The 21,870-nt window shown below is 67.8% G+C and carries 23 protein-coding genes and 1 pseudogene; 7 read left to right on the plus strand and 17 right to left on the minus strand.

The window, feature by feature from the left end; genetic code table 11:
* From ADL12_RS13955 to ADL12_RS56420, 6 genes are all read right to left on the minus strand, one after another.
* A partial coding sequence (locus ADL12_RS13955) for an SDR family NAD(P)-dependent oxidoreductase (protein ID WP_062702134.1) occupies positions 1–572 on the minus strand: 572 nt, incomplete at its 3' end.
* Positions 573–1,024: 452 nt separating this feature from the next.
* Positions 1,025–1,492, minus strand: coding sequence for an ester cyclase (locus tag ADL12_RS13960; protein WP_062702136.1), 468 nt, complete (start codon positions 1,490–1,492; stop codon positions 1,025–1,027).
* Positions 1,493–1,643: 151 nt separating this feature from the next.
* Positions 1,644–1,973, minus strand: a complete 330-nt coding sequence (locus tag ADL12_RS50310; protein WP_208614538.1) for a hypothetical protein — start codon at positions 1,971–1,973, stop codon at positions 1,644–1,646.
* Positions 1,974–2,005: 32 nt separating this feature from the next.
* The gene (locus ADL12_RS52670) at positions 2,006–2,296 is read right to left on the minus strand and encodes a hypothetical protein (RefSeq protein WP_244187898.1); all 291 of its coding nucleotides are present in this window, start codon (positions 2,294–2,296) and stop codon (positions 2,006–2,008) included.
* Between the two features lie 553 nt (positions 2,297–2,849).
* A complete protein-coding gene (locus tag ADL12_RS13970; protein WP_244187899.1) occupies positions 2,850–4,532 on the minus strand; it encodes a cellulase family glycosylhydrolase in 1,683 nt (560 codons plus the stop codon).
* A 674-nt stretch (positions 4,533–5,206) separates the two neighbouring features.
* Positions 5,207–6,154, minus strand: a complete 948-nt coding sequence (locus tag ADL12_RS56420; RefSeq protein ID WP_079052030.1) for an NmrA family NAD(P)-binding protein — start codon at positions 6,152–6,154, stop codon at positions 5,207–5,209.
* On the opposite strand from ADL12_RS56420, the pseudogene ADL12_RS50325 reads away from it, so the two are divergent.
* Positions 6,097–6,422 (plus strand): annotated as a pseudogene (locus ADL12_RS50325) (CoA transferase); the annotation flags it as partial. The gene ADL12_RS56420 and the pseudogene ADL12_RS50325 overlap by 58 nt on opposite strands.
* A gap of 52 nt (positions 6,423–6,474) precedes the next feature.
* Here ADL12_RS50325 and ADL12_RS13980 read toward each other — a convergent pair.
* The 4 genes from ADL12_RS13980 to ADL12_RS13995 form a co-directional block, all read right to left on the minus strand.
* Positions 6,475–7,437 carry a sugar phosphate isomerase/epimerase family protein gene (locus ADL12_RS13980; protein ID WP_062702141.1) on the minus strand — a complete coding sequence of 321 codons (963 nt, stop codon included), beginning with the start codon at positions 7,435–7,437 and terminating at the stop codon, positions 6,475–6,477.
* Positions 7,438–7,511: 74 nt separating this feature from the next.
* The gene (locus ADL12_RS13985) at positions 7,512–8,531 is read right to left on the minus strand and encodes a Gfo/Idh/MocA family protein (protein ID WP_062702147.1); all 1,020 of its coding nucleotides are present in this window, start codon (positions 8,529–8,531) and stop codon (positions 7,512–7,514) included.
* A 95-nt stretch (positions 8,532–8,626) separates the two neighbouring features.
* The gene (locus tag ADL12_RS13990; protein ID WP_208614539.1) at positions 8,627–9,646 is read right to left on the minus strand and encodes a sugar ABC transporter substrate-binding protein; all 1,020 of its coding nucleotides are present in this window, start codon (positions 9,644–9,646) and stop codon (positions 8,627–8,629) included.
* A 120-nt stretch (positions 9,647–9,766) separates the two neighbouring features.
* Positions 9,767–10,546 (minus strand): TIM barrel protein, encoded by a 780-nt coding sequence (locus tag ADL12_RS13995; RefSeq protein WP_062702148.1) that lies wholly within the window; start codon positions 10,544–10,546, stop codon positions 9,767–9,769.
* 180 nt (positions 10,547–10,726) lie between these two features.
* Between ADL12_RS13995 and ADL12_RS14000 the strand changes: the two genes are divergently transcribed.
* The 5 genes from ADL12_RS14000 to lipB all read left to right on the plus strand — a co-directional run bounded on the left by ADL12_RS14000 (position 10,727) and on the right by lipB (position 15,437).
* Positions 10,727–11,761: a LacI family DNA-binding transcriptional regulator gene (locus ADL12_RS14000; protein WP_062702151.1), complete on the plus strand. Its 1,035-nt coding sequence runs from the start codon at positions 10,727–10,729 to the stop codon at positions 11,759–11,761.
* A 972-nt stretch (positions 11,762–12,733) separates the two neighbouring features.
* Positions 12,734–12,928, plus strand: a complete 195-nt coding sequence (locus ADL12_RS58445) for a hypothetical protein (RefSeq protein ID WP_062702153.1) — start codon at positions 12,734–12,736, stop codon at positions 12,926–12,928.
* Positions 12,929–13,661: 733 nt separating this feature from the next.
* Positions 13,662–14,231: a TetR/AcrR family transcriptional regulator gene (locus ADL12_RS14010; protein ID WP_062702154.1), complete on the plus strand. Its 570-nt coding sequence runs from the start codon at positions 13,662–13,664 to the stop codon at positions 14,229–14,231.
* A 285-nt stretch (positions 14,232–14,516) separates the two neighbouring features.
* Positions 14,517–14,684, plus strand: coding sequence for a CGNR zinc finger domain-containing protein (locus ADL12_RS50335; RefSeq protein WP_079052031.1), 168 nt, complete (start codon positions 14,517–14,519; stop codon positions 14,682–14,684).
* Between the two features lie 51 nt (positions 14,685–14,735).
* Positions 14,736–15,437 carry a lipoyl(octanoyl) transferase LipB gene (lipB, locus tag ADL12_RS14015; RefSeq protein WP_062702156.1) on the plus strand — a complete coding sequence of 234 codons (702 nt, stop codon included), beginning with the start codon at positions 14,736–14,738 and terminating at the stop codon, positions 15,435–15,437.
* 90 nt (positions 15,438–15,527) lie between these two features.
* Here lipB and ADL12_RS14020 read toward each other — a convergent pair whose 3' ends face one another.
* Together ADL12_RS14020 and ADL12_RS14025 are read right to left on the minus strand one after the other, a co-directional pair.
* Positions 15,528–15,719, minus strand: coding sequence for a hypothetical protein (locus tag ADL12_RS14020; RefSeq protein ID WP_062702159.1), 192 nt, complete (start codon positions 15,717–15,719; stop codon positions 15,528–15,530).
* A 293-nt stretch (positions 15,720–16,012) separates the two neighbouring features.
* On the minus strand, positions 16,013–16,441 hold the full coding sequence (locus ADL12_RS14025; protein ID WP_062702160.1) for a lipase family protein: 429 nt from the start codon (positions 16,439–16,441) through the stop codon (positions 16,013–16,015).
* Between ADL12_RS14025 and ADL12_RS14030 the strand changes: the two genes are divergently transcribed.
* A complete protein-coding gene (locus ADL12_RS14030; protein WP_159053163.1) occupies positions 16,427–16,699 on the plus strand; it encodes a TetR-type transcription factor C-terminal domain-containing protein in 273 nt (90 codons plus the stop codon). The genes ADL12_RS14025 and ADL12_RS14030 overlap by 15 nt on opposite strands.
* A gap of 322 nt (positions 16,700–17,021) precedes the next feature.
* Here ADL12_RS14030 and ADL12_RS14035 read toward each other — a convergent pair whose 3' ends face one another.
* The 5 genes from ADL12_RS14035 to ADL12_RS14055 all read right to left on the minus strand — a co-directional run.
* Positions 17,022–17,984 carry a PDR/VanB family oxidoreductase gene (locus tag ADL12_RS14035; RefSeq protein WP_062702164.1) on the minus strand — a complete coding sequence of 321 codons (963 nt, stop codon included), beginning with the start codon at positions 17,982–17,984 and terminating at the stop codon, positions 17,022–17,024.
* 55 nt (positions 17,985–18,039) lie between these two features.
* Complete coding sequence (locus tag ADL12_RS14040; protein ID WP_062702166.1) at positions 18,040–19,383, minus strand: SCP2 sterol-binding domain-containing protein; 1,344 nt, start codon at positions 19,381–19,383, stop codon at positions 18,040–18,042.
* A gap of 305 nt (positions 19,384–19,688) precedes the next feature.
* Positions 19,689–20,096 carry a winged helix-turn-helix transcriptional regulator gene (locus ADL12_RS14045; RefSeq protein ID WP_341846359.1) on the minus strand — a complete coding sequence of 136 codons (408 nt, stop codon included), beginning with the start codon at positions 20,094–20,096 and terminating at the stop codon, positions 19,689–19,691.
* Between the two features lie 172 nt (positions 20,097–20,268).
* Positions 20,269–21,144, minus strand: coding sequence for an alpha/beta fold hydrolase (locus tag ADL12_RS14050; protein ID WP_062702170.1), 876 nt, complete (start codon positions 21,142–21,144; stop codon positions 20,269–20,271).
* 110 nt (positions 21,145–21,254) lie between these two features.
* Positions 21,255–21,870 (minus strand): SDR family oxidoreductase (locus ADL12_RS14055; RefSeq protein WP_062702172.1); only part of this gene is annotated, 616 nt, incomplete at its 5' end.

Raw genomic sequence — 21,870 nt, forward strand, 5'->3', positions numbered from 1 at the left:
TTGGAGTAGAGCGGGGTGTTCACCGGGCCGGGGCTGACCGCGTTGAACCGGATGCCGTGTGACCTGAGCAGGTCCGCGTTCCACGACCGCATCAGGGAGCCGACAGCCGCCTTCGTCGCGGCGTAGGCGTTCGACTGCCCGTAGCCGCCGTGCGCGCTGTTGGACGCGTTGAGGATGACCGAGGACGGGTTGGCCAGCACGGGCACCAGGGCCTGAGTGAGAAAGAAGACGCTCTTGACGTTGATGTCGAAGAGCCGGTCGAAACTGTCCTCCGTGTGCTCCTCGAACGGCCGCCAGTCCGAGACACCGGCGTTCAGGAACACCACGTCCAGCTCCCCGAAGTGCTCACCCACCCGCTTCGCCAGGGCGCGCTGCGCATCGAGATCGCGTGCATCGGCCTGCACCACCGGCACCTTGTCCCCGAGGATCTGCCGCGCCTTGTCGATGCTGGCCGGGGTGACGCCCGTGACCAGCACGTCGGCCCCCTCCGCGAGGAACCGCCGGGCGGTCTCCAGACCGATCCCGCTCGTGCCGCCGGTGATGAGGGCGCGCTTGCCCGCAAGACGATTCATGTTCGCTGTTCCTTGCCGAGTCGTAAGGTAAGTCGGTGAACTCACCATGCGAAGGTAGCTCCCGCGCCACCCACAAGGCAAGTCGATCCACTTACCATCGATGGCCTGGAGCGGTTCGGCCACGCCGGAGAAGGTGGCCGACACCGGCTCGACGGCCATGTCGCCGCCGTCCGCGAGGAGCCGGGCGATGGTGGTCTTCCCGGGCGATCTTGGTCCAGAACGTCTCCATCGCCTGCGCGATGACCACGTTGTCGGCACAGCCGTGTGATGTCCGGTTCGTGATCACGGGAGGCCGAAGAGTGCGAGCGGGCGTTTCGGATCGCGGGAGTTGGCGCGGAGTGCAGCGGCGAAGGCCTGCCCGGTCGCGACGCCCGAAGCCGGCATGCGCTACGCCGAGGCGGCGCTGGCCGATCAGGGCTCAGGGGCAGGCACTGTCCGAGAGATCTCGATCTTCACGCCGACTGCGTGCCGCCGCTGATCTGCTGGGTGAGCTTGAGCAGCTCTTCGACGTGGTAGATCTCGGTGATCTTGCCGTCGACGATACGCATGATGTCCTGGCCGTTGATATCGACCGGGTTGCCGCTGGCAGGGAACCCGAAGGGGTCTCCGGTGTGGATCGCCGTCATCCCCCAGTGGAGCACCACCCAGCCACCAGGAAGCTCCTCATGGAAAAGGATCCAGTGCTGTGTGTCGGTGAATCCGTCACAGACCGCGGCGATCGACGCTCGCATGCCGTCGATGCCCGAGGCGGCATCGGGAGCGGCGTTATGGTCGATCAGATCTGGGGCCAACACCTCGTCCGCCCCATCGACGTTGCCGGTGTCGTAGAGCTCCAGCTCGCGCGCGGCGACCCGCAACGCGGTGCTCGTGGCCGAGCGCACCATCTCGCTTGCGGTGTTGGCCGTACTGATCGCGGGCATGGGGTCCTCCATTGGGCGTGGTGCGTTGAGGAGGAGTGCGGCGCGGGCTATGTCGCCGATTCTGCTGGGACGGAGTGTGACGTGCTTGAGGGTTCGCCAGCGTCCTTCAGTTCCGCCGTGGTCCGCCCGCCGCGCGCCCGCACGGGTCTGATCAGCGCATTCGTGGCGCGGGTTCCTCGGTCCAGGGCGGTCTCGGAGCGGCCTTTGGGGCGGCGTACAGACACGTGAATACCGATGCCGGCGCCGATGTAGCCCTTGTCGGCGCGCGTGGGCAGCCCATCGGTGGCGGGGTACCGTCCGGCGCGGCCAGGAACTGCATGTTGCCGCCGAAGCTCTTGTGTTTCTGGGAGAACCACAGGTCGTTGCCGTTCTCCCGGACCCCGGCCAGCCGGTCGCGGGCGATCAGCGACAACAACGCGAGGTGGTCCAAGCCTTCCTGACCGCGGCCCGCGACGTCCAGTTCGAGCAGCTGCTGGACCACTTCGAGTAGGCGTGGCCTTCGCAGGTAGGGAGTCACACCGGGTCCGGCAGGTCCATGAGCGCGAGTTCGGCCGGGTCGACCACGGCGGTGATCTCGGTGATGTGGCCGTCGGCGACGGTGAAGGCGAGGAGGGAGGGCGGGGTGCCGTCCTTGCTCCACGAGATGACGTCGGCGCGGCCGTTGACGGTCGCCGCATGTCCTCGTGCCGCGCTGCCGGCCACTCGGGTGCGGGCGGCGACTTCAGTGGCTTCGAGCGTGACCAACGTGCCGTTCGGGGTGTGGACGGTGAACTTCACTTCGGGGGGAGGGGGGAGGACCTGCACGCCTGACCCCAGCGGGTGTGCGTGGCGGCATCTGCCACCGACGTTCGGAGTCTCGCCAGCCACCGTGCACCGGCCGCTCTCCGCCTGGACGAGAGCGGGGCTCTGGCGTCGGCTGCACCGGGCGGTGCTGGACGAGCTGGGTCCTCGCGGTGAGCTGGACTGGACGTCGGTGATCGTCGATGCCGCCTCGGTGCGGGCGAAAAGTTGTCCGAGGCTCATGGCATCCCGCTGGCGGTCGGCACCTCCGGCGTGAACACCCATGACAGCCTGGCCCTCAAGCCTTTGGTGACAGGGATGCCGGCCGTGCGGTCCCGGCGCGGACCGCACCGCAAGCACCCCGCCAAACTCCGCGCCGACAAGGCCTACCACTCCGCCGACATCTTTCCTGGCTGCGGGAACGCGACATCATCGCCCGGATCGCCCGGCCGGGCATCGAGTCCCCCGAACGGCTCGGGCGGCACCGCTGGAAGATCGAGCGGTCCATCTCCTGGCTGTTCGGCTACCGCCGCCTCATCGTCCGGTACGAACGCAAAGGCTGCCAGATGGACCCGTTTCAGGCAGAGGTGCCCGTGACCGCGGTGCCGGACCTGGCCAGCGTGTACGTCAAGATCGCCCCGCTCCAGAAGTGGAAGGTGAGGGTCACGGTGGTGTTGTCGGTGACACCGTCGAAGAACGCGGTCGGCAAGGTGATCGTGCCTGCGGTGTAGTCCGGTATGAAGGCCACATTGAACTGCTGGTACGTCGTCCAGGACTGCGGACCGGCGGCGGTGCCGTCGGCGTAGACGGCTTCCATGGTCGCCAACTTGTCTCCGTTGAACGCGGTGGGTATCACCAGCGAGGTCGTCGTACCCGTCGCGCTCGTCAGTACCGGCTTGTCATAGGTGATGACGTTGATGGCCCAAGGAACTCCGTCCGTGAACCGGAGGGACAGGACGGCATTCGTGCCGTGCTCCTGCGACGCAGTCAGCCGGCTGAGCGTCGCCGCTGCGATCGTCAGCGTGTTGCCGCTGACGGTGTAGTCCATGCCCCGGATCAGGGGGCGGGTGCCGACATCGATCCTTATCAGCCTGGTGCCGTTGAGGTTCAGCGTGATCGTCGCGTCCGTCGGGGTCTTGCCCTTGGGCACGAAGAGCTGATCGGTGGACGCGGTGCCGGAGCGCCCGGTCCAGCTCGAACGTATCTGCGCATAGAGGCTCGGGTCGTTCCATTGCATGGTGCGGCGGTTGAAGCGACTGCCGTTGTCCCACAGCATCGTGGTCAAGCCCCGGTAGCGCGCGTAGTAGCCGAGATACTCAAGGTACTTGAGCGTCTCACCCTGTTCGACCGTGCCGGGGCCGGAGTCCCAGCCGAGCAGCCCGTACTCACCGACGACGACCGGGATCCCCTTGGCCACGAAGGACCTGTGCAGCAGGTCGAACGTGTCGGTCAGGTCCTGCTGGGTGGTCGCGTTGAAGGTCGTGTAGCCGGCGAGGTTCACGCTGAAGGGCCAGAAGCTGTAGTAGTGAACGGAGGCCACGAGGTTCGGGTCGTCGAGCGCGGAGAAGGTGGCGAGCAGGGTGTCGATCTTGGGCTGATCCGGGGTGTCCCCGAGGGTCGGCATGACGAGCAGGCGGTCGGCATTGCCTCCGCCGGTCGCGCGCACAACGGAGTGGAAGGTCGTGTTGAGCTCGTTCATCAGAACGGCGTTCTGCTGGTCGCCGGAACTGCCGGTGAAGAAGGGCTCGTTGATGCTCTCGAAGAGCAGTCGGCGCGATGCGTCCCGGAAGGTGGCCGCGATCTGCTGCCAGGTGGCCGTGTACTGGGCCAGGACCGCGTCATGCTGGGTCGGCATGTTCGGCACCCACTGCCACGCGTCGCCGTGCATGTTGATCAGAACGTAAAAGCCCTCGGCCAAGGCCCAGTCGACGACCTGCTTGATCCTCGCCAGGAACGCCGGGTCGAGGGTGTAGGTCGGAGCCGGGCCCTCGTGCTGGCCCCAGGTCACCGGGATCCGGATGCTCTTGAAGCCCTGCGCCTTCAGCCTGCGGAAGAACGCCTGGGTCACCCGCGGGTTGCCCCATGCCGTCTCGTCGGCGCCGATGGCCTCGAAGCTGTTGCCCAGATTCCAGCCGGGCTGCATGTTTGCGACTACGTCCAGCGCGGACGCCGACGCGGCGGAACCAGTGGACCGGGCAGCGGCCTGGGCGGCCGTCGGGATGGACAACGCCGTGACGGCAAGGGCCGCCGAGGTCGTCATGACCTGACGGCGAGTGAAACCGGCTGAACTCGGCATAGAACTCTCCATTGAGTCGGAAGGCCTGCCCCCTACGTCGAAGACACTCAGCGTCGAAGCGCTTCGACACGTTGCGGGAGCCTAGCGCAACCAGACGGCGGAGAGAACGGGCTGATCCGTATGGAACCTGCATCGAGTTTCGAAAGGTTGCGCGTCGAAGCGCTTCGCCCGATGGGGCGTCAGGCCCGGTGTCACGCAAGCTCGGCGGGGTTCCTTGCTCGCTGCCGTCGATGCCGACCGGACCGGCGGTCACCCAGCGGGAGATCTCACGCCTTCTCTGCACCCGGCCCGCGAGCAACGGACCGGAAAGTCCCGACAAGCCACTGGTCATCGAGGCACTTGGGTTGTGCCTTGGTCCGGGACAGTGGGTGCGGTGACGCCCAGGTGGTCGGTAGGGCCGGCGGTTGCGATGGCGAGGCCATGCAGGGCGTCGACCCCGCACGACGGCTCGCGGGCTCCCCGTCGAACAAGAGGGTCAACTGCTGGGCCGGCAGGGCCGGCCCCGGATCTCCTGGCTGTTCGGCTACCGCCGCCTCACCGTCCGGTAGGAACGCAAGGGCAGCCACTTCCTCGCCTTTTTCGGCCTCGTCGCCGGACCTGGGACGGGCCCTGGGCGAGGCCGAACAGGACGGGTGCGCTTACAACTTGCCCGTCCTGAAGTCCGCGCTGCTCTTGAGGACCGCGGAGTCCACGGTCCAGTTCTCCGGCTGGACCCTTTCCCAGAGACTTCCCTTGCCGAGTTCCCTGCCCAACTGGTCCTCTCGACGGAACCACTCCTCAGCGCTTCTGATCCTGTTGGGGTGGATTTCGTCGAGCAGGGTGTAGTCCCTGGTGATGATCCCGTGCTTCCACACATTCCAGAAGCCCGTGAAATTGTCACGGAAGCTCATGGTGCTTTTGTCTTCGGGGTCGGCGTTGTAGCCGGCTGGGTGATCGGCGATCCCCTTCAGGTCCGGGCTGTTCCAGTATGTGTCCAGGTCGGTGTCGATGTACCGTGCCGGGTGCCCGGTGACCTTCTCGAATGCTGCGGCCATGTCGGCATAGGTCATGTGCTCGATGGCGACTTCGAGGTCCATGCCATTGGCCCGTTCCGGGTGGTCGAAGAGCCAGCGAACATAGAATCCGCAATCTTCCAGCGCCACGTGCGGAACGGCTCCCTCACCGAGGGGGACGCGCCATGTGACGACACCGTCCTCGACGGTGGGCGTCATGGGCGTGAGCGGTGAGATCACCATCTCGATGTAGGGACCCGAGGTGAAGACCGCTGCCCCCATCCGGTCCCTGTTCTTTTCGTTCTGGAACAGCACCCATTCGGCCATGCGGCCCTTGCCGTCATAGTGGCCGGTGCGGAAGCGGGAGTCGTAGCCCGACCTCTTGAGGGCGTAGTCGAGGTTGCCGTAGACGAAGAACTTGATTCCTTCTTCGATCGCTATCTCATAAGTACGGATGGCCCAGTAGGTCTCCGTCTTCTCGCCGGTGTTGAATCCGTCGATGTTAATACGGCATCGGACCCGGACCGCACGCCGCCATGCTGCTGGCCGACCTCGGCGCCGACGTCGTACGCGTCGAACGGCCCACCGGCGCACTGCGGTTGGCCCCCGAGGGAACCTCGGACTGGCTGCTGCGCGGCCGCCGCTCGGTGGCCGCTGACCTCAAGGACCCGAGGGGCACGCGAACCGTCCTGCACCTGACCGACCGCGCCGACGTGCTGATCGAGGGCTTCCGTCCCGGCGTGACCGAACGCCTCGGCATCGGCCCCGACACCTGCCTCACCCGCAACCCCCGCCTGGTGTACGTCCGGATGACCGGTGGGGCCAGGACGGCCCCCTCGCCGCCCTCATCGCGGTCGACCTCGGCCTGGCGGACCGAGCCGCGCGGAACTCGTGTCTGTGCGGCTTCGGACGGCTCAGATCTCCTGGGGCTTGTAGGAGCTGGGGTCGCGCAGGATGACGCGGCGCAGCAGGTCGACGGTTTTGGTGACGCCCTCGACGGGGGCCACAAGAACGTCCTCGTGCTCGATGCTCAGGACGTCGTCGTAGCCGGCTCGGCGCAGGGCGAGGCAGAAAGCGCGCCAGAACGCGTCGTCGTGGCCGTAGCCGAGGGTGACGTAGTTCCAGGACCGTTCCTTGGCGGCCATGACCGGCAGCGTCTCCAGCCTGCTGGTCAGCGCCTGCCGGGAGGGTTCAAGGCGGGTGTCCTTGGCGTGCACGTGGTAGATCGCCTCGTCCAGGGCCTCGATGGCGGCCAGCGGGTCGGCCCCCATCCACATCAGGTGACTGGGGTCGAAGTTGGCCCCGACCACGGGCCCGACCTCCTCGCGCAGGCGCAGCAGGGTGGGGACGTTGTAGACCGCCTGGTGGGCGTGCATCTCCAGAGCGAGCTTGGGTACGCCCCGGTCACGGGCGTGGGCGACGAGGTCTCGCCAGTACGGGAGTACGGCTTCGGACCATTGCCAGTCGAGGATCTGTGTGGTCTCCGGCGGCCAGGAGACCGTGATCCAGTTGGGGTTGGCGTCGCCCGGCCCGCCCGGCAGCCCGGACATCATCACCACGCGGTCGACGCCGAGGAGCGGGGCGAGAGCGATCGTCCTGCGCGCGACCTGGTCGTGCTCGCGGCCGCTGGGCCCCGGGTGCAGGGGATTGCCCGAGCAGGTGAGGGCGCTGATCGTGAGCCCTCGGTCGGCGACCTTGGCCAGCAGTTCGCGGCGCGCGCCGTCGCTGTCGAGAAGCCGGTCAATGTCGATGTGCGGGGCCGTGGACCAGGCTCCGGTGGCGAACTCCACGTGGTCCAGGCCGAGTTCGGCGGCCAGGTCCAGGGTCTCGTCGAGCGTGAGCTGCCCGACGCTGTCGGTGTTCAGACCGATCTTCATGATGCGTCCCGTCTGCGGTGTGGTCGGGCGGGGAGCGGTCGTTCCCCGCTGGTTCGGTGTGCCGGCGGTGGGGGTCAGATGTAGAGGGCTGGGCGGTCGGCCAGTTCCACCTCGACGCGGCGACCCTCGGTCTGGGCGCGGATGCCCGCCTCGCAGACCGCCGCCACGGCGTAGCCGTCCCAGGCGCTGGGGCCGGTGACCTCGCCGCGTCGGGTGGCCTCGACCCATGCCTGGACCTCGCGGTCGTACGCTTCCTCGAACCGCTCGACGAAGCCGGGGGTGACCGTGCCGCCCCAGCGTCCGCCGGTGCTGACGAGCATGTCGTGCCGGTCGCCGATGCGGGCGGTGCCGTGCTCGCACACCGCCTCGGTCTGGACCTGGTAGCCGTAGCGGGCGTTGACGTAGATCTCGACGTCGACGAGGGCGCCGCCGTCGGTTTCGAAGACGACGAACTGGGGATCGGCCAGGCCTTCGGGCGCGTTGCCGGAGGGGTGCGGCCGCATGACGGTGACGGCGGTGATCTCCTGGCCGAGCAGCCAGCGGGTGACGTCCATCTCGTGGGTGACGGAGTCGTTGATGAGCATGGCGCTGGTGAAGTCCGGCGGGCAGGACGGGTTGCGGTGCCGGTTGTGCAGCATCAGCGGCCGGCCCAGTTCCCCGCTGTCCAGCAGCGCTTTGAGTTTGAGGTACTCGTGGTCGTAGCGGCGCATGAAGCCCACCTGCACGCGGCGGTGCCCGAGGCGTTGCTCGGCCTCCAGTACACGCAGGGCGGAGGCGGCGTCGGGGGTGAGGGGCTTTTCGCACAGGACGGGCAGGTCGTGCTCGAACGCGGTGAGCAGTGCCGCCTCGTGGGCGATGCCCGGGGAGGCGAGCAGCACCGCGTCGACGTCGGGTGAGGCCATCGCTTCGGCGACGTCGCCATAGGCCGCGCATCCTTCGACGTCAGCGGCGACCGTCTTGGCGCGATCGATGTCGACGTCGACGACGGCGGCCACATGGGCGCCGCTGGTCACCTCGCTGATCCGGCGTACATGGTCGGCGCCCATGCGGCCGGCGCCGATCACGGCGACTCCAAGGGAGGTGTGGTGGGTCATGTGGTTCCTTGCCTTGGGGGTAGGGGGCGGCGGTGATGGTCAGCAGTGGGCCGGCCGGACCCACATGGGTCCGGCCGTGTCCCGGGGCGTACCCGTCACCGTGTTCCCTTGGCGGCGAACGTGGCGACGGTTGCGACGTTGGACTCGTCGACGAAGGCCGGGCCGGTCAGCACGGGCGCCTCGCCGCCGCCCATGTAGTTGCCGTTGTTCTTGTAGAGCCAGAGGGAGTCGACCGCCAGGTAGCCCTGCAGGTAGGGCTGCTGGTCGACGGCGAACTGGATGCTGCCGCCCTGGATCGCCTTCACCAGCTCCTTGTTGAGGTCGAAGGTGGCGACCTTGGCCTTGCTGCCGCCGTCGGACACCCCCTGCGTGGCGGTCAGCGCGACCGGGGCGGCGAGGGTGACGACGTAGTCGATGGATGGGTCCTGCTTGAGCTTGGCGGTGATGGTCGACTGCACGGACGGCATGTCGGCACCGTTGACGAACAGGTTCTCCGTTGTGCCCGAGAAGCCCTTCTTGACGCCCGCGCAGCGTGCCTCGAGGGCGACCTGGCCCTGTTCCTGAATGACACAGGCGACCTTCTTGGCGCCGAGGGAACTCAGCTTCTTCCCGACCGCCTCGCCCGCGACGGTCTCGTCCTGGCCGAAGTACTCGAGCAGGCCCTGCTTCTTCCAGTCGTCCACACCGGAGTTGAAGCCGACCACGGGTATACCGGCCTGCACCGCCTTGGCCACGGTGCCCTTCATGGCATCGGGCTTGGCGAGGGTGACGGCGATGCCGTCGACCTTCTGGTCGATCGCGTTCTGCACCAGGTTGGCCTGGTTGCCCCCGTTCGGGTCGGAGGAGTAGACCAGCTTGACGTTGTCCTTCGCAGCGGCGGCCTGGGCGCCCTTGCGGATGGTGTCCCAGAACGTGTCACCGGGGACAGCGTGCGTGATCATCGCGATCGTCATGCGGGGCGTGGTGGCCTTGCCGGCAGAGACGCCACCGGCGCTCTCCTCCGACTTCTTGCCGCCCGAACTGCTGGAGCAGCCGGCGACCGTGAGGACGGTACTGGCGGTCAGGGCCACCAGGACGGTGAATCTGCGGGAGCGGGAGGAAAGCGAGCGGTTCATTTCGGCACCTCACTGTGCTGACTTGCGGGAAGGGGTGATCCACCGGCGAGATGCAAGGCATCCCGTCGTGGGTCGGACGGGGAGCTACTGGGTGGCCGGCTGTGCGGCTCGGGGTGGGGATCAGAGGGTGAACGCGGCGCGGAACCGCTCCATGGCGGTGTGACTGTCGCCGGAGGGCCATGCCTCCAGGGCGACCGTGCCGTCGTAGCCGAGGTCGGTAAGGGCGCGGGCGACGGCCGGATAGTTGATCTCTCCGGTGCCGGGTTCACGGCGGCCGGGCACGTCGGCGACCTGGATCTCTCCGATCAGGCCGGCGCTGTGCGCGCGGCGGATCAGCTCGATGAGGTTTCCCTCGCCGATCTGGGCGTGGTACAGGTCCAGATTCATCCGCAGACCGGGCCGATCAACTGCCGCGACCAGGGAGAAGACGTCGGCGGCCGTGGCGAACGGGACACCGGGGTGGTCGACGGCGGTGTTGAGGTTCTCCAGAGTGAAGGTGACGCCCGCGCTTTCGCCCAGTTCGGCCAGGCGGGTGAGCGTGCGGTGGGCGGTGATCCACATCTCGCCGGTGGCCTCGCCGGTCACCGGCACCACGGGCAGGCCTTCGCCGTCCAGGCCGGTGCCGTGCAGGTTGAGTCGGGGGCAGCCGAGATGCTCGGCGGCCTTGATCGACTCCTCGGCTGTGCGCAGGAGTTCGGCTGCGCCGTCCGGGTCGGTCAGGGTGCCGCGGATGTAGCCGGTCATCGAGGAGAACTCGGCGGCACGGGCCAGTGCGTTCAGGTCGTGCCGGGTCCAGTCCCAGATCTCCACCTGGAAGCCGGCCTCGTGGATGCGCCGGGCCCGCTCCTCGATCGGCAGGTCCCGGAAGACCATCTCGGCACAGACCGCCAACGTGTACATCGCAGCTCCAGACTTATAACGTTCTAAGAGAACAGGAGCAGTACGCCAGGCGCCGGGCGGCCTGTCAAGGGTTTGTGCGGACATTTGATTTATAACGTTGTAACGACGTTGACCAGTGCGTGTCCTGCTGGACCGGTCTACGATCACCTCGCAGAAGACCCTCGATCAGGAAGGCCGACGGTGCCATCGCGCTCTGCCGTTCCGGACGGAAAGCGGCCGACGCTCAGCGACCTCGCGGCGCGGGCAGGTGTCTCCGTGCCGCTTGCCTCCATGGTCATGCGCGGTGCCAAGGGGCCCAGCGCGGCAAGTCGCGAGCGGGTGCTGCAGGCCGCGCAGGAGATCGGTTACCGGCCGGACAGCAGGGCCCGCCTCCTGCGCAGCAGCCGCTCGCACCTGGTGGGAGTGCAGTTCGACCTGCGACAGCCCTTCCACGCCGACATGGTCGAGGCGCTCTACGCCGCGGCGGGAGCGGCCGGCTATCAGATCGCGCTCAGCGCCGTCGCCGCGAGCCGCAGCGAACAGGAGGCGGTGGAGACGCTGCTCGCCGACCGCTGCGAGGCGTTGATCCTGCTCAGCCCCCATGCCCCGGCGGCCCGGCTGGCAGAACTCGCGGCGCAGCTTCCCGTCGTCTCCGTGGCCCGCCGGCTGCGTCCGCTCACCGACGGCGTCGACGTCGTCCGCGCGGCCGACGACGAAGGCGCCCGCCAGGCGGTCGACCACCTCGTGGCACTGGGCCATCGCGACATCGTCCACATCGACGGGGGCAGGGCACCGGGCGCTGCCGACCGGCGCCGCGGCTACAAGTCGGCCATGAAGCACCACGGCCTCACCGACCGCGTCCGCCTTGTGCCGGGCGGGCTGACCGAGGACCACGGCGCGGCAGCGGCACGAACACTCCTCGCCGAAGCTGCCCGCCCCACCGCTGTCCTCGCCTTCAACGACCACTGCGCAATCGGCGTGCTCGACACCTTCCTGCGCGCCCGTATCCCTGTGCCCGACGAGATCTCGGTCGTCGGCTTCGACGACAGCCACCTCGCCCGCCTGGCCCATGTCCAACTCACCACGGTCGGGCAAGCAGCCCCCCAGCTGGCGCGCCGGGCCGTGAGCCGGGCCGTCGCCCGGCTGGAGGGTGGGGCGACGGACGACGAACGAGAAGTCGTCGTCACACCACACCTCGTCATACGAAGCACCACCAAGACACCTTGCCGCTCCTGACCCGCGCTGCTCCACGTCCCGGCTCGTTCTGGTCGACGTTCTACCGCGATCCCAAGGACCACCGCGACTGTCCGCCGAGGAACCCGCCCACGTCCAGGTGGACGCGGGAGCCAAGGAGGCAGGCAAGCGGACGAACGTGAGCCGCTGCCATGGATCGCGCTGTTCGGACACCGCGCCTCTGGGGCATGGAACGGATGGGTATGAAGCGGATCGGTCGACCACCTGAGGCCAGTGATCGGTGAGCCGCATGACGGGCCGTGAGCGCAAGCCAAGGATGTACGCCGCTGCCCCGCGGGAATCCGGGTCCGGCTCGCCTACAGGCGCGGCCGGCGCTCCGGGGGACGTCACGCACCCGGATCATGTCGGGGGCGGCATAGGCGCCCGGCCGCTGCACGAGGAACAGACTGTTGAGCGGCGATCTCCTGCTTCGCGGAGGAACGTGAGGCGGCCGTCGTCGAGGCAGTCCTGGCACAGCCGACGGGACAGCACACTGCAGGCTCATGGGGTTCTACGAGTTCGCAAGGGGGGTTGCGTCTCCTCCCGTGGTGGTCTCCTGGGCAGGGCGTTGCTGTCATGCGGCACCATGCAGCGCCTCCTGCTCCGGGAGATCCCGCAGTACGTGATGGGCGCGGGTGAGGACCTTGCGGGCGATCGCAACGGTGGCGATCTCTTGTCCCGGCGGTGTGCGATCCGCGCGTAGCCATCGATGCAGTCCGGGCTCCGCGTGGCCGTGTGCGCGGAGGCGATCGACGCACTGCAGCAGTCATCCACCGCCTGGACACCGTGCTGGCGCACATGGCCACGGCGGACCCACGGGTCAAGGACCGTGCGCAGCTCGGACCTTGTGCGCTACGGCGGCCGGCGCGGGTGCGACCGCCGGCGTGCACCACGAGGACGCGGGCGTCGCCTCGGCGCTGATCAACACCAGCCAGCAGGTGGGCGGCTCGATCAGTACGGCGCTGCTGACCACCGTTGCCGGCCGCGACCGACTACCTGTCCTCGCACAAGCCCGGCGCACTGACCGTGGCCCAGGCCGGGGTCGAGGGCTACACGGCCACCCTGGCGTGGGGCGCCGGGATCTTCGTGGTCGGTGCGGTGCTCATGGCGTTCCTGATGCCGAATTCGGCTCTGGCGCCGTCGGAGGGCGAGCCCGTGATCGCCCACTGAGCCCGAACCCACCGAGGATACGCGCTGGTCACAACGAGTGGACTGTGGGAAACGCCCTGCTGCCTACGATGATTTGGTGTCCTCAAGGCACAGATCATGGCAGGTAGCGGGCACCTTCCGTCAACACGGCGTCAGATCCACGATGTGGGCTGAATTTCCAAGGCCGATGGTCACGCTGGTCATGGCGGGCGCCGTCGGCCTCATGGGGATGGACGCCTTTTGTCTGCCGCTGCTGTGGCTGTACTCGGTGTGCGCCATCGCGGCCTCCGGGATCGGTGCGCTCCCCCGCCTTGCCGTGTTCGCCACGCCTGGTGGTGGTCACGTTGTTCCACGTCGCGATGGCGGTGCCGACGGCCGGCGCTACGGCCCCCTCAAGGTGCTGCCCGTCTGCTACCACTTCCTCGCAGAGTTCGAACCGCTGCGGCAGATTACCGACGGTACCCGCTCGATCCTCTACAACGGCGCCCAGGGGACGCGGGCCTGGCCGGGGCTGCGTGAGCATGGCCGTCGGCCTCATCGCGGCCGCACTCTTCAGCTTCGGGGTGACGGTCTGCCTCGGTCGCCAAGGGGCACAACGCGCGCCCGCCCAGACGATGCACGAGAAGACCGCCGCCCCGGCATAGCGGAACCGTACTCACCTCCCGCTCGACCATGGGCGGCGCGGAGATCGCTCCGGAAAGGCCTCGTAAACCGATCGGTTTTCATTTCGTCGCAAGCGAGTTAACCTCGCGGTATGACCACCGAAGTGAAACAAAGCACCAGAGAGCGGCTGCTGGAGGCGGCAGCCACGCTCACCTACCGAGACGGTGTCATCATCGGCGTCGACACGCTGTGCAAGGCGGCAGGGGTGTCGAAGCGCTCCCTGTACCAGCTGTTCGAGAGCAAGGACGAACTGCTCGCGGCGAGCTTGGAGGAGCGCTCCGCCGCCTTCGTGGCGACCCTCCTGCCCGCGGCGGACGACAGCCGCTCACCCCACGAGCGGATCCTGCACGTCTTCGACCAGTTGGAGGAGCAGGCGGGTGCACCCGACTTCCAAGGCTGTCGGTACCTGGCTGCTCAGATCGAGCTCAAAGACCAGAACCACCCCGCGAGCCGGGTGGCCCACCGGGTCAAGGCGAACCTGACAGCCTTCTTCCGTGCCGAGGCCGAACAGGGCGGGGCGAGCGATCCCGACCTGCTGGCCCGGCAGCTGATCCTGGTCTTCGACGGCGCCAGCGCCCGCGCGGGGATCGGAGCCGACAGACTGACCGGGCTCATCACGCCCACGGTGGCCACCCTGCTCGACGCGGCAGGCATGCACTGACGCGCCCCGTCTTCGGCAGGAGTCTCCGCGGACGGGGGTTGCTGCGGTCGCTGCCTTGCAGCCCCACCAAGGCCATGGCCCTGAGCCTCACGACGACCTCCGCACCGCACTGGCTTGGGCACGCCGACGAACCCTCCCCCCGCCGTCACCGTCCCGTAGATCCAGACGACGGCAACTGTCACTCCGGACGCCGGAGGCGCGCGGCTGCATCCCCGCAGCACGGGTTTCGAGCCCCTCCGCTCCTACGTCCTGATCCGGCTGGCCGCAGCCACTTATGCCGATCCGATGCGCCGGCTGAAGAGGTGCGCCAATCCCCGCTGCCGCGGCGCGTTCTACGACCGTTCCAAGAACAGTTCGCGTCTTTGGCACGACGTCACCACCTACGGCAACACCCAGAACGTACGCGCCTACCGGGCCCGCCTGAAGGAACGCGGGCTCTCCACGTCACGCTGAAGCGACACCATTCACAGGCGGCTATGACATCCGGCAACACGGAGGAACATCATGGGATCGGCGAATCTGGAAGCAATCGATCTGGGTGAAGTGCCGTATGAGGTGGCACAGGCCGACATGGCCCGGTGGGTCACCGAGCGGAAGGAGGGGCGTGCGGGGAACCGGCTGTTCCTGTTGACGCACCCGCCCGTGATCACCTACACCGCGCGGACTCCGGTCAGCCAGCTCCCAGATCCGAGTGCACCGATACCCCTTGTCGAAGTCGACAGGGGCGGTCATGCCACGTATCACGGCCCTGGACAGCTCATCGGCTACCTCGTGGTGAACGTGCGCGACCTCGGCCCCCGCGGCCTGGTACGCCGGGTCGAGCACGCCCTGATCCACGCAGTGGGATCGCTCGGCTTCGAGGCGGTACGACGGGACACACCACGAGGGTCCGAGAGCCTGGTCGGCGTATGGACGCCCGATCACCGCAAACTCGCCTCCATCGGCATGCGTATCAGCGGCAGTGTGACCAGTCATGGATTCGCCCTCAACATCGCCCCTGATCTCGACGTCTACTCAACATTCATGTCCTGCGCACTGCCGGACGTCCGTATGACGTCGCTGGCGGAACTCGCCGAAGAAATCGGGCGGCCCACGCCCACTGAAGCTCAAGTGCGGGATGCCGTGACCGCAGCCCTGACAACCAAGCTGAGTGCCGCTCGTGGAACGGCTGTCGCGGCTGGCGATCACGCGGGGGACGGCCGGTGAGGTTCTGGCGAGGAACCCAACAGTTCATGGTTGTGTTCGGCGGCCGAGAGTTGCTCGTTGAACCGGGCGTGCCATAACCGACGGCCCCAGCTAATTCGCGCCGTGGTAGCCGCACGTCGAACTGCGCACGCCGGCGGCGGCCTTGACCGACTGAGAGTCGATGACCGCCGCGGTCGGTTCGGGTTCGCGGCCCTCCGCGGTGCGGACGGCGGCGCGCATGCGGTCATGGAACTCGGTCAGCAGGCCGGTGTCGCGCCAGCGGGTGAAGAAGGCATGGGCCACCCCGATCCACCGACACAGATGGCGAACTCGGCGTCCACAAACAACTCGCCCAGTTCGTCACGGACCCGCATCCCCAACGGGTACGGGTCCAGTGCCGCCACCGCCCGCGCCACCTGCGCGGTCAGCTCAGGCACCGTCGGCCGGCCGCGGCCGCATCGACCTTCCACGCCCCACCCGCGACCGGGAACGCCAAGACTGCCACTGCTGTCCTGACCAACCAGCAGCCGGCCCCGCCGGGCACCACCAAGCCGGCAGGATCGGCGACACGGTTCTTACCGGCACCCCCCCAATTCTCAGATGAGTCCGACTTCATGGCACCCCGGCTCGGGCGCGACGCCGTTGAGCCGGTCGATGAGCCATGGCACGCCTCGGAGACTGCCGAGGCTTTCGCCGGCGACGTGGTCGGCGCCGTCGATGGTCTCGAACTCGACTGACGCGCCACGCGCGCACCAGTCGTGGTAGAGCGTCGAGCCCTGGCTGTACGGCACGATCGTGTCCGTCGTTCCGTGGTAGACGTAGGCGGGTGCGCCGGGTGCGGTCGTGCCGAGCCGCGACTCGGCGAAGCGGGACTGCCACGTCGGGTCCGCGAGCACGTCGGGCTGCGTGACATCACCGGATGATGTCGTGCCGAACGCGGTGGCGTAGTCCCCGTAGCAGCTGTTCTCGACCTGTACCTGGAGGTCGTACGAGGCGTCCTGCGCAAGGGAATGGAAAGCGGGCATTTCCGCAAGGGTGACCCCAATATTCAGAGCCTGCTGATCATGGGCTCCTCCCCATGGGCCTGGACCTGGTTCGACCCAGCCGGACCACACACGGCGGAGGAGGTCGGCTCCAGCCTCGTCGACATGGTGCTCGGCGGCCTGCTCACCCGCCCAGCGGCTGCAAGCGGACTCATCGATCCCTCCGGCGCCGTGGCGAAGGTCGTGCACGCCTGTCTCGCCGACGCCGCGTCCCCCAACGAACAGCCCCCGGAGCCCTGACGGGGAGTCGGCTCCAGCCGTGCGGCGGCCACCGGAAAGGTGTCATCGACGGGGCGGGCGCGACCACCTCCCGCGCGGGTGCCAACCTCAAGCCGCCCGAGGGCCCGGGATCTGGAGCCTGTGACTGCCGGCCGAGTGTCGACGGTTTTTGTGAGAGTGCTCAGCCCAGCTGTCGCCGATCCGGTCGCACTCGGCGAGCGTGCCCTCGAGGAGAACGTGACCGGGATCGGTCTCCCGCACGACGCGCAGCAGGCTGGGCCCACCCCGGGAGATGTGTTCGATCACGGCGGTGGTGCAGGCGTGTGCGATGCTCCGCAGCAGATCAGAGGTCGAGGACCAGGCGGTTGCCCTTGGCCCGGGAGACGCAGATCATCATGGTGTCGCCTGCGGCGCGTTCCTTGTCGTCCAGGACCGAGTCGCGGTGGTCTATCTGTCCGGACAACACCTTCGTCTCGCAGGTTCCGCAGATTCCCTCCTCGCAAGAGGTCATCACCGGCACACCGGCAGCTTCGACGGCCTCAAGAATGGACATGTCCTCAGAGACCAGCAGCTTCTTGCCACTCTGGGCCAGCTCGACCTCGAAGCTGCTCTGCGGCCCGGCGATGAGGTCCTGCTTCGGGGCGAAGCGCTCCAGGTGCAGAGATCCGCTCGGCCACTTCTCGCAGCCGGCCTCGACCGCTGCGAGCAGCGGTTCCGGGCCGCAGCTGTAGACGGCTGTCTTCCGTTGCGGCTTGCCGAGGAGCGAAGGCAGGTCCAGCAGCCCGTATTCATCCTGCGGCCGCAGGCTCACCCGGTCTCCGTAGGCTCGCTGCAGAGTCTCTCCGAACGCCATCGAAGCGCGGGTGCGGCCCCCGTAGACGAGGCGCCAGTCGGCGCGGGTCGCGTTGACTGCTGCCACCATGGGCAGGATGGGGGTGATCCCGATTCCGCCCGCGATGAACAGGTATTTCTTGGCCTTCACGAGCGGAAAGTGGTTGCGTGGCCCGCGAATGCGCACCGACTCACCTTCCGTGAGCACGTCGTGCACGTGGCTCGACCCGCCCCGGCTTTCCGGTTCGCGCAGCACCGCGACCTGAAAGCGGGACCGGTCCCCCGGGTCCCCGCACAGTGAATACTGCCGGACCAGGTCGGCTCGCAGTACCAGATCGATATGCGCTCCCGGCTGCCATTCCGGCAGCGGACGGCCCTCCGGGTGGCGCAGCGTCAGCAGCACGACGCCTTCGGCCATCGTTTCCTTACGTTCCAACACGAGGTCGAGCTCGACCTCGGTGCTGAGAGTGCTCATGATCCGCCTTTCATTTCTCACAGTGATGTGCGGTGATGGGTTCTTTCCTGACCGATCAGGACGGGAAGCAGCGCCCGAAGTCGCGCAGCAGTCGGGGTGGGCCCTGCAGCTTGATCTGGCGACGCACCAGTGCCCACGCCAACAGCGACGGCTTGCTGAGGAAGCGCAGCCAGGTGCGGGTGTCGGCGGTGATCCTGAGATCCGGCTCGCCGTGATGTCCGTCAGCGACATCGAGTTCGCGGTCGCGGATGGTCACGGTGATCTGCCGGGACTCGTCGCCGGTGAAGGTGAAGTGGTAGGTGGCGGACATGTCCTTGGCCTGTTCGCGCTGGAAGATCAGCGGCAGGCCTTCCACCAGGCCGTCGATGCTGTTCGCGCGCAGGCTCATCGCCACATGCTTCGTGCGCTTGTTGGGGAACCGGTCGGCCACGTGCTGCTCGGCGTCGGAGCCCGGGACGACGTAGACGGTCTCTTCCTTGTCCATCAGCGGGCGCACGACCTGGGTCAGATGTGCTTTGCGATCGTCCAGCCAGGGGCCGATGACATCCTCACCGGCCGGGCACACCGACATGCAGTAGGCCGCTTTGTAGTTGGCGCCGAAGGACAGGCTCTGCCACATCGAGGCGCTCTCGCTGTCACTCACTCGCGCACGGTAGTCATGGGCGTCACGGCTTTCGGCGACCTGCTCGGCCCAGTCACCGAAGCCACCCATGAACTCGCGGTAGTTGTGCGTGTAGCAGGCGGAGAAGTTGAAGTGCCCGTCGGACGCGATCGCCCCGGTCGGGCAGGCCGTCACGCACAATTTGCATTCCAGGCAGGGGTTGTACTCGATGGGCCGGGTGTATTCGCTGACCTCGGCGTCGATGAGGATCGTGCCCAGCAGGATGAAATTGCCGAATTTCGGGTGGATGACGTTGCGGTGGATACCCATCTTGCCGAGCCCCGCAGCCACGGCGACCGGCTTGTGCGAGACGACCCACGCCTTCCTGGGGAACTTGTCCATCTCCATCGGAAAACCCATCGCGGGGTTGATGGCGCGCACGCCCATCGCTTCCAGCTCGCCCACCACGTGCCGGCCGATCTCGTTGGTGTGGTCGCCGGTGTGATGGAACTCCAGGTTGGCGACCGAGCGCGCGGGAGTGCGGATGTTCTCCCGGTTCATTCGGGTCACGAAGCTGATGAGCGTTCGGACACCCGGCAGCGCGGCGCTCAGGTCCTCTCTCTGGTCCGCGATGTCCGGCCGGTCGATCTCGACGAAGCCGACGTCGTCCGCACCTGCGTCGAGACACAACTGGCGCAGCCACGACGCGTCCAGCGGCTCGGCGGGCCGGGCGGCGGTGCGGTCGCGTCGGCGGGCTTGGACGACGGTGGGATGGTCTTCGAGCTTGTTCCTGGCCATCGAGCGTCACCTCACGGGGGCGGGATGCAGACGAGTTTCATGAAGCAACTCGTACCCTAGCCGCCGAGAGTTTCGTGAAGCAACTTAGGGTCGAGCTGCGCTACCAGCAGCTACGGCAGCGGCAGGAGGGTGGGGCTCTGGAGGTTCACGCCCTGCGGGCAGGGGTGGGAGATGCCGCTGGAGTTCGTCATCCGGTCGGCCGCACACCACCGCTTCCGCCACGGAGACGGAAGAAGGCCGGCTCACCGCGGCGTCGGCAAAGCCAAAGCTCGTAGCGGCGAGTCCGCCGAGGAACATTTCGGATGTCAGGCCGGCGAGTCGGTGAGTGCCGGGCCGGGAAGCAGATGAACGGCGTCCGGGCCCACCACCTGTCCGCAGTGGGTGCACACGAGCTGTTCCCGCACGTTACCTCCGCATCCCACATGGCTCGTGATCCGCGGCGGGCCGGCCGGATCCCCGACGTACTCATCGCCCCAGTGCATCAAAGAAAGCAATGCGGTGAGCAAGTCCTTGGCCTTGCTCGTCGGCCGGTACTCATAGCGGGCAGGCCGCTCCTGGTAACAGACCCGCTCCAGCAGCCCGTCGTCGACCAGCTTGGAGAGGCGGTTGGTGAGTACATTGCGGGCGATACCGAGGCTGTCCTGAAATTCCTCGAACCGGCGCAGGCCAAGCTGCGCGTCGCGAATGATCAGCAAGGTCCAGCGCTCGCCCACGACCTCCAGAGTCCTGGCGATGGAGCACAGTTGACTGTCGTATGTTCGGCCCAGCATGCTGCGAATTTTACACGTTGCGTCAAGCAACTGACAGCTTCGAGGAGCGAGATCGCTCACCCTCGGACAGGCGGCGAGCGCAGCGGCGCGGTCTGTGGCCCGCACTGTGGGGCGGTCACGCCACCGCGTTCAACAGGTCAGCCACCACCTCCGGCCTCTCCAGTGCGATGAAGTGGTCCGCTCCCGCCACCTGTGTGAAGTCGGCGGCGGGCAGCAGCTTCTTGTTGGCCTCGCGGTCCGAGGGCCGGGACCAGTCGTTCTCCCCGTAGACGAGGTGCACGGGGGCCTTGACCTCGGGGTAGCGCGAGCGGGCCGCGATGAGGCTGGGCATGTTCCGGTACAGGGCGCGGGCGACGGTCGGGAAGCCGGGACGCCTGCCTGACTGGAGGAGCTCGTCCAGGTAGTCCTCCCGGAAAGCGGTCTTGTCACCCACGCCGCCCTGCAGGATTCTGCGCAGGACGGGCTTGGGCTCCTGCTGGGCGATCAACGGACCCACCCCCGGAGCGATGATCCCGCCGATCACCACGCGAGCGAGGACACTGGACCGGGCGATTCCGTCTCGGTAGTCGTACGCGTTCACCGCGACGACGCGCCGCACCCGCTCCGGCAGATCGGCCGCGGTGGTCAGGGCGAGCACCCCGCCCAACGACTCCCCGACCAATGTCACGTCGTGGAGGTCGAGTTCGGTCAGGAGCCGCTTGACGCCCGCGCGCAGCGCCGACTCGTCGTACGACGCGCCGGGCACGATCTCGGAGTAGCCCATCCCCGGCAGATCGAGGGCGTACACGGTGTACTGGTGCGAGATCATCGGAATGAGGAAGCGGAAGTGCTCGGCCTGCGTGCGCAGAGTGTGCAGCAAAACCAGAGGCACGCCGGTGCCCGCTTTGAGGTAGCGCAGAGTCCCCTCGCGGCCGTGTCCCGCACGCGGGGCGATGGTGTGGCTGGTGGTCCCCGGAATGTGAATCGTAGGACGTGACTCATGGTTGGACATCTCGCCGACTCCTGGCGTGTGAACTGTGGATGGGTGATTCGGGTGTGAGTCCGGCAGGGAGGGGTGACGCCGCTGACGCGCGGCCTGCGGCCCCCCGCTGCGACCGCGCCCTACTTCGCCAGCTGGGGGTAGAGGCCGGCCAGGTCGCCGGCGAGGCCCGCCTTGACCTGCCGGGTGAGGTCGTCGGCGAGCACCTCGTACGCGCCGGTTTCGATGCCGTCGAGGGCGAGGGCGGCGATGTCCCGCGGGTCGGACTTGGGTGCGTCGACGCCGGCTGCCAGGTCCGTGTCGACGTATCCCATGTGCAGTCCGGTGACGGCGATGCCGCGCGGCTGGAGTTCCAGGCGCAGGGAGTTGGTCTGCGACCACAGGGCGGCCTTGGAGGCGCTGTAGGAGCCGCCGAGCGCGATCCAGGAGAGCACGGAATGCACGTTGAGGATGTGGCCGCCGCCGTTGCGCTCGATGACCGGCACGAAGGCCCGGGCGAGAAGGAGCGGGCCGTAGAAGTTGGTCTCGAACTCGCGGCGGACGTCCTCGACCGGGGAGTCGAGGAAGGACGCGCCGACCGAGGCGCCGGCGTTGTTGGTCAGTACGGTGACGTCTTGCGCCTGCGCGGCGGCCGCGGCCACGGAGGCCGGGTCGGTGACCTCCAGCGCCACCGGGACCGCATCGGGGTGCGTCACGCTGCGCGGGTCGCGGGCCGTGGCGTAGACCTTGCCGGCACCG

This window comes from Streptomyces regalis (assembly GCF_001509475.1).
GTDB classification, from domain to species: Bacteria; Actinomycetota; Actinomycetes; order Streptomycetales; family Streptomycetaceae; genus Streptomyces; species Streptomyces regalis.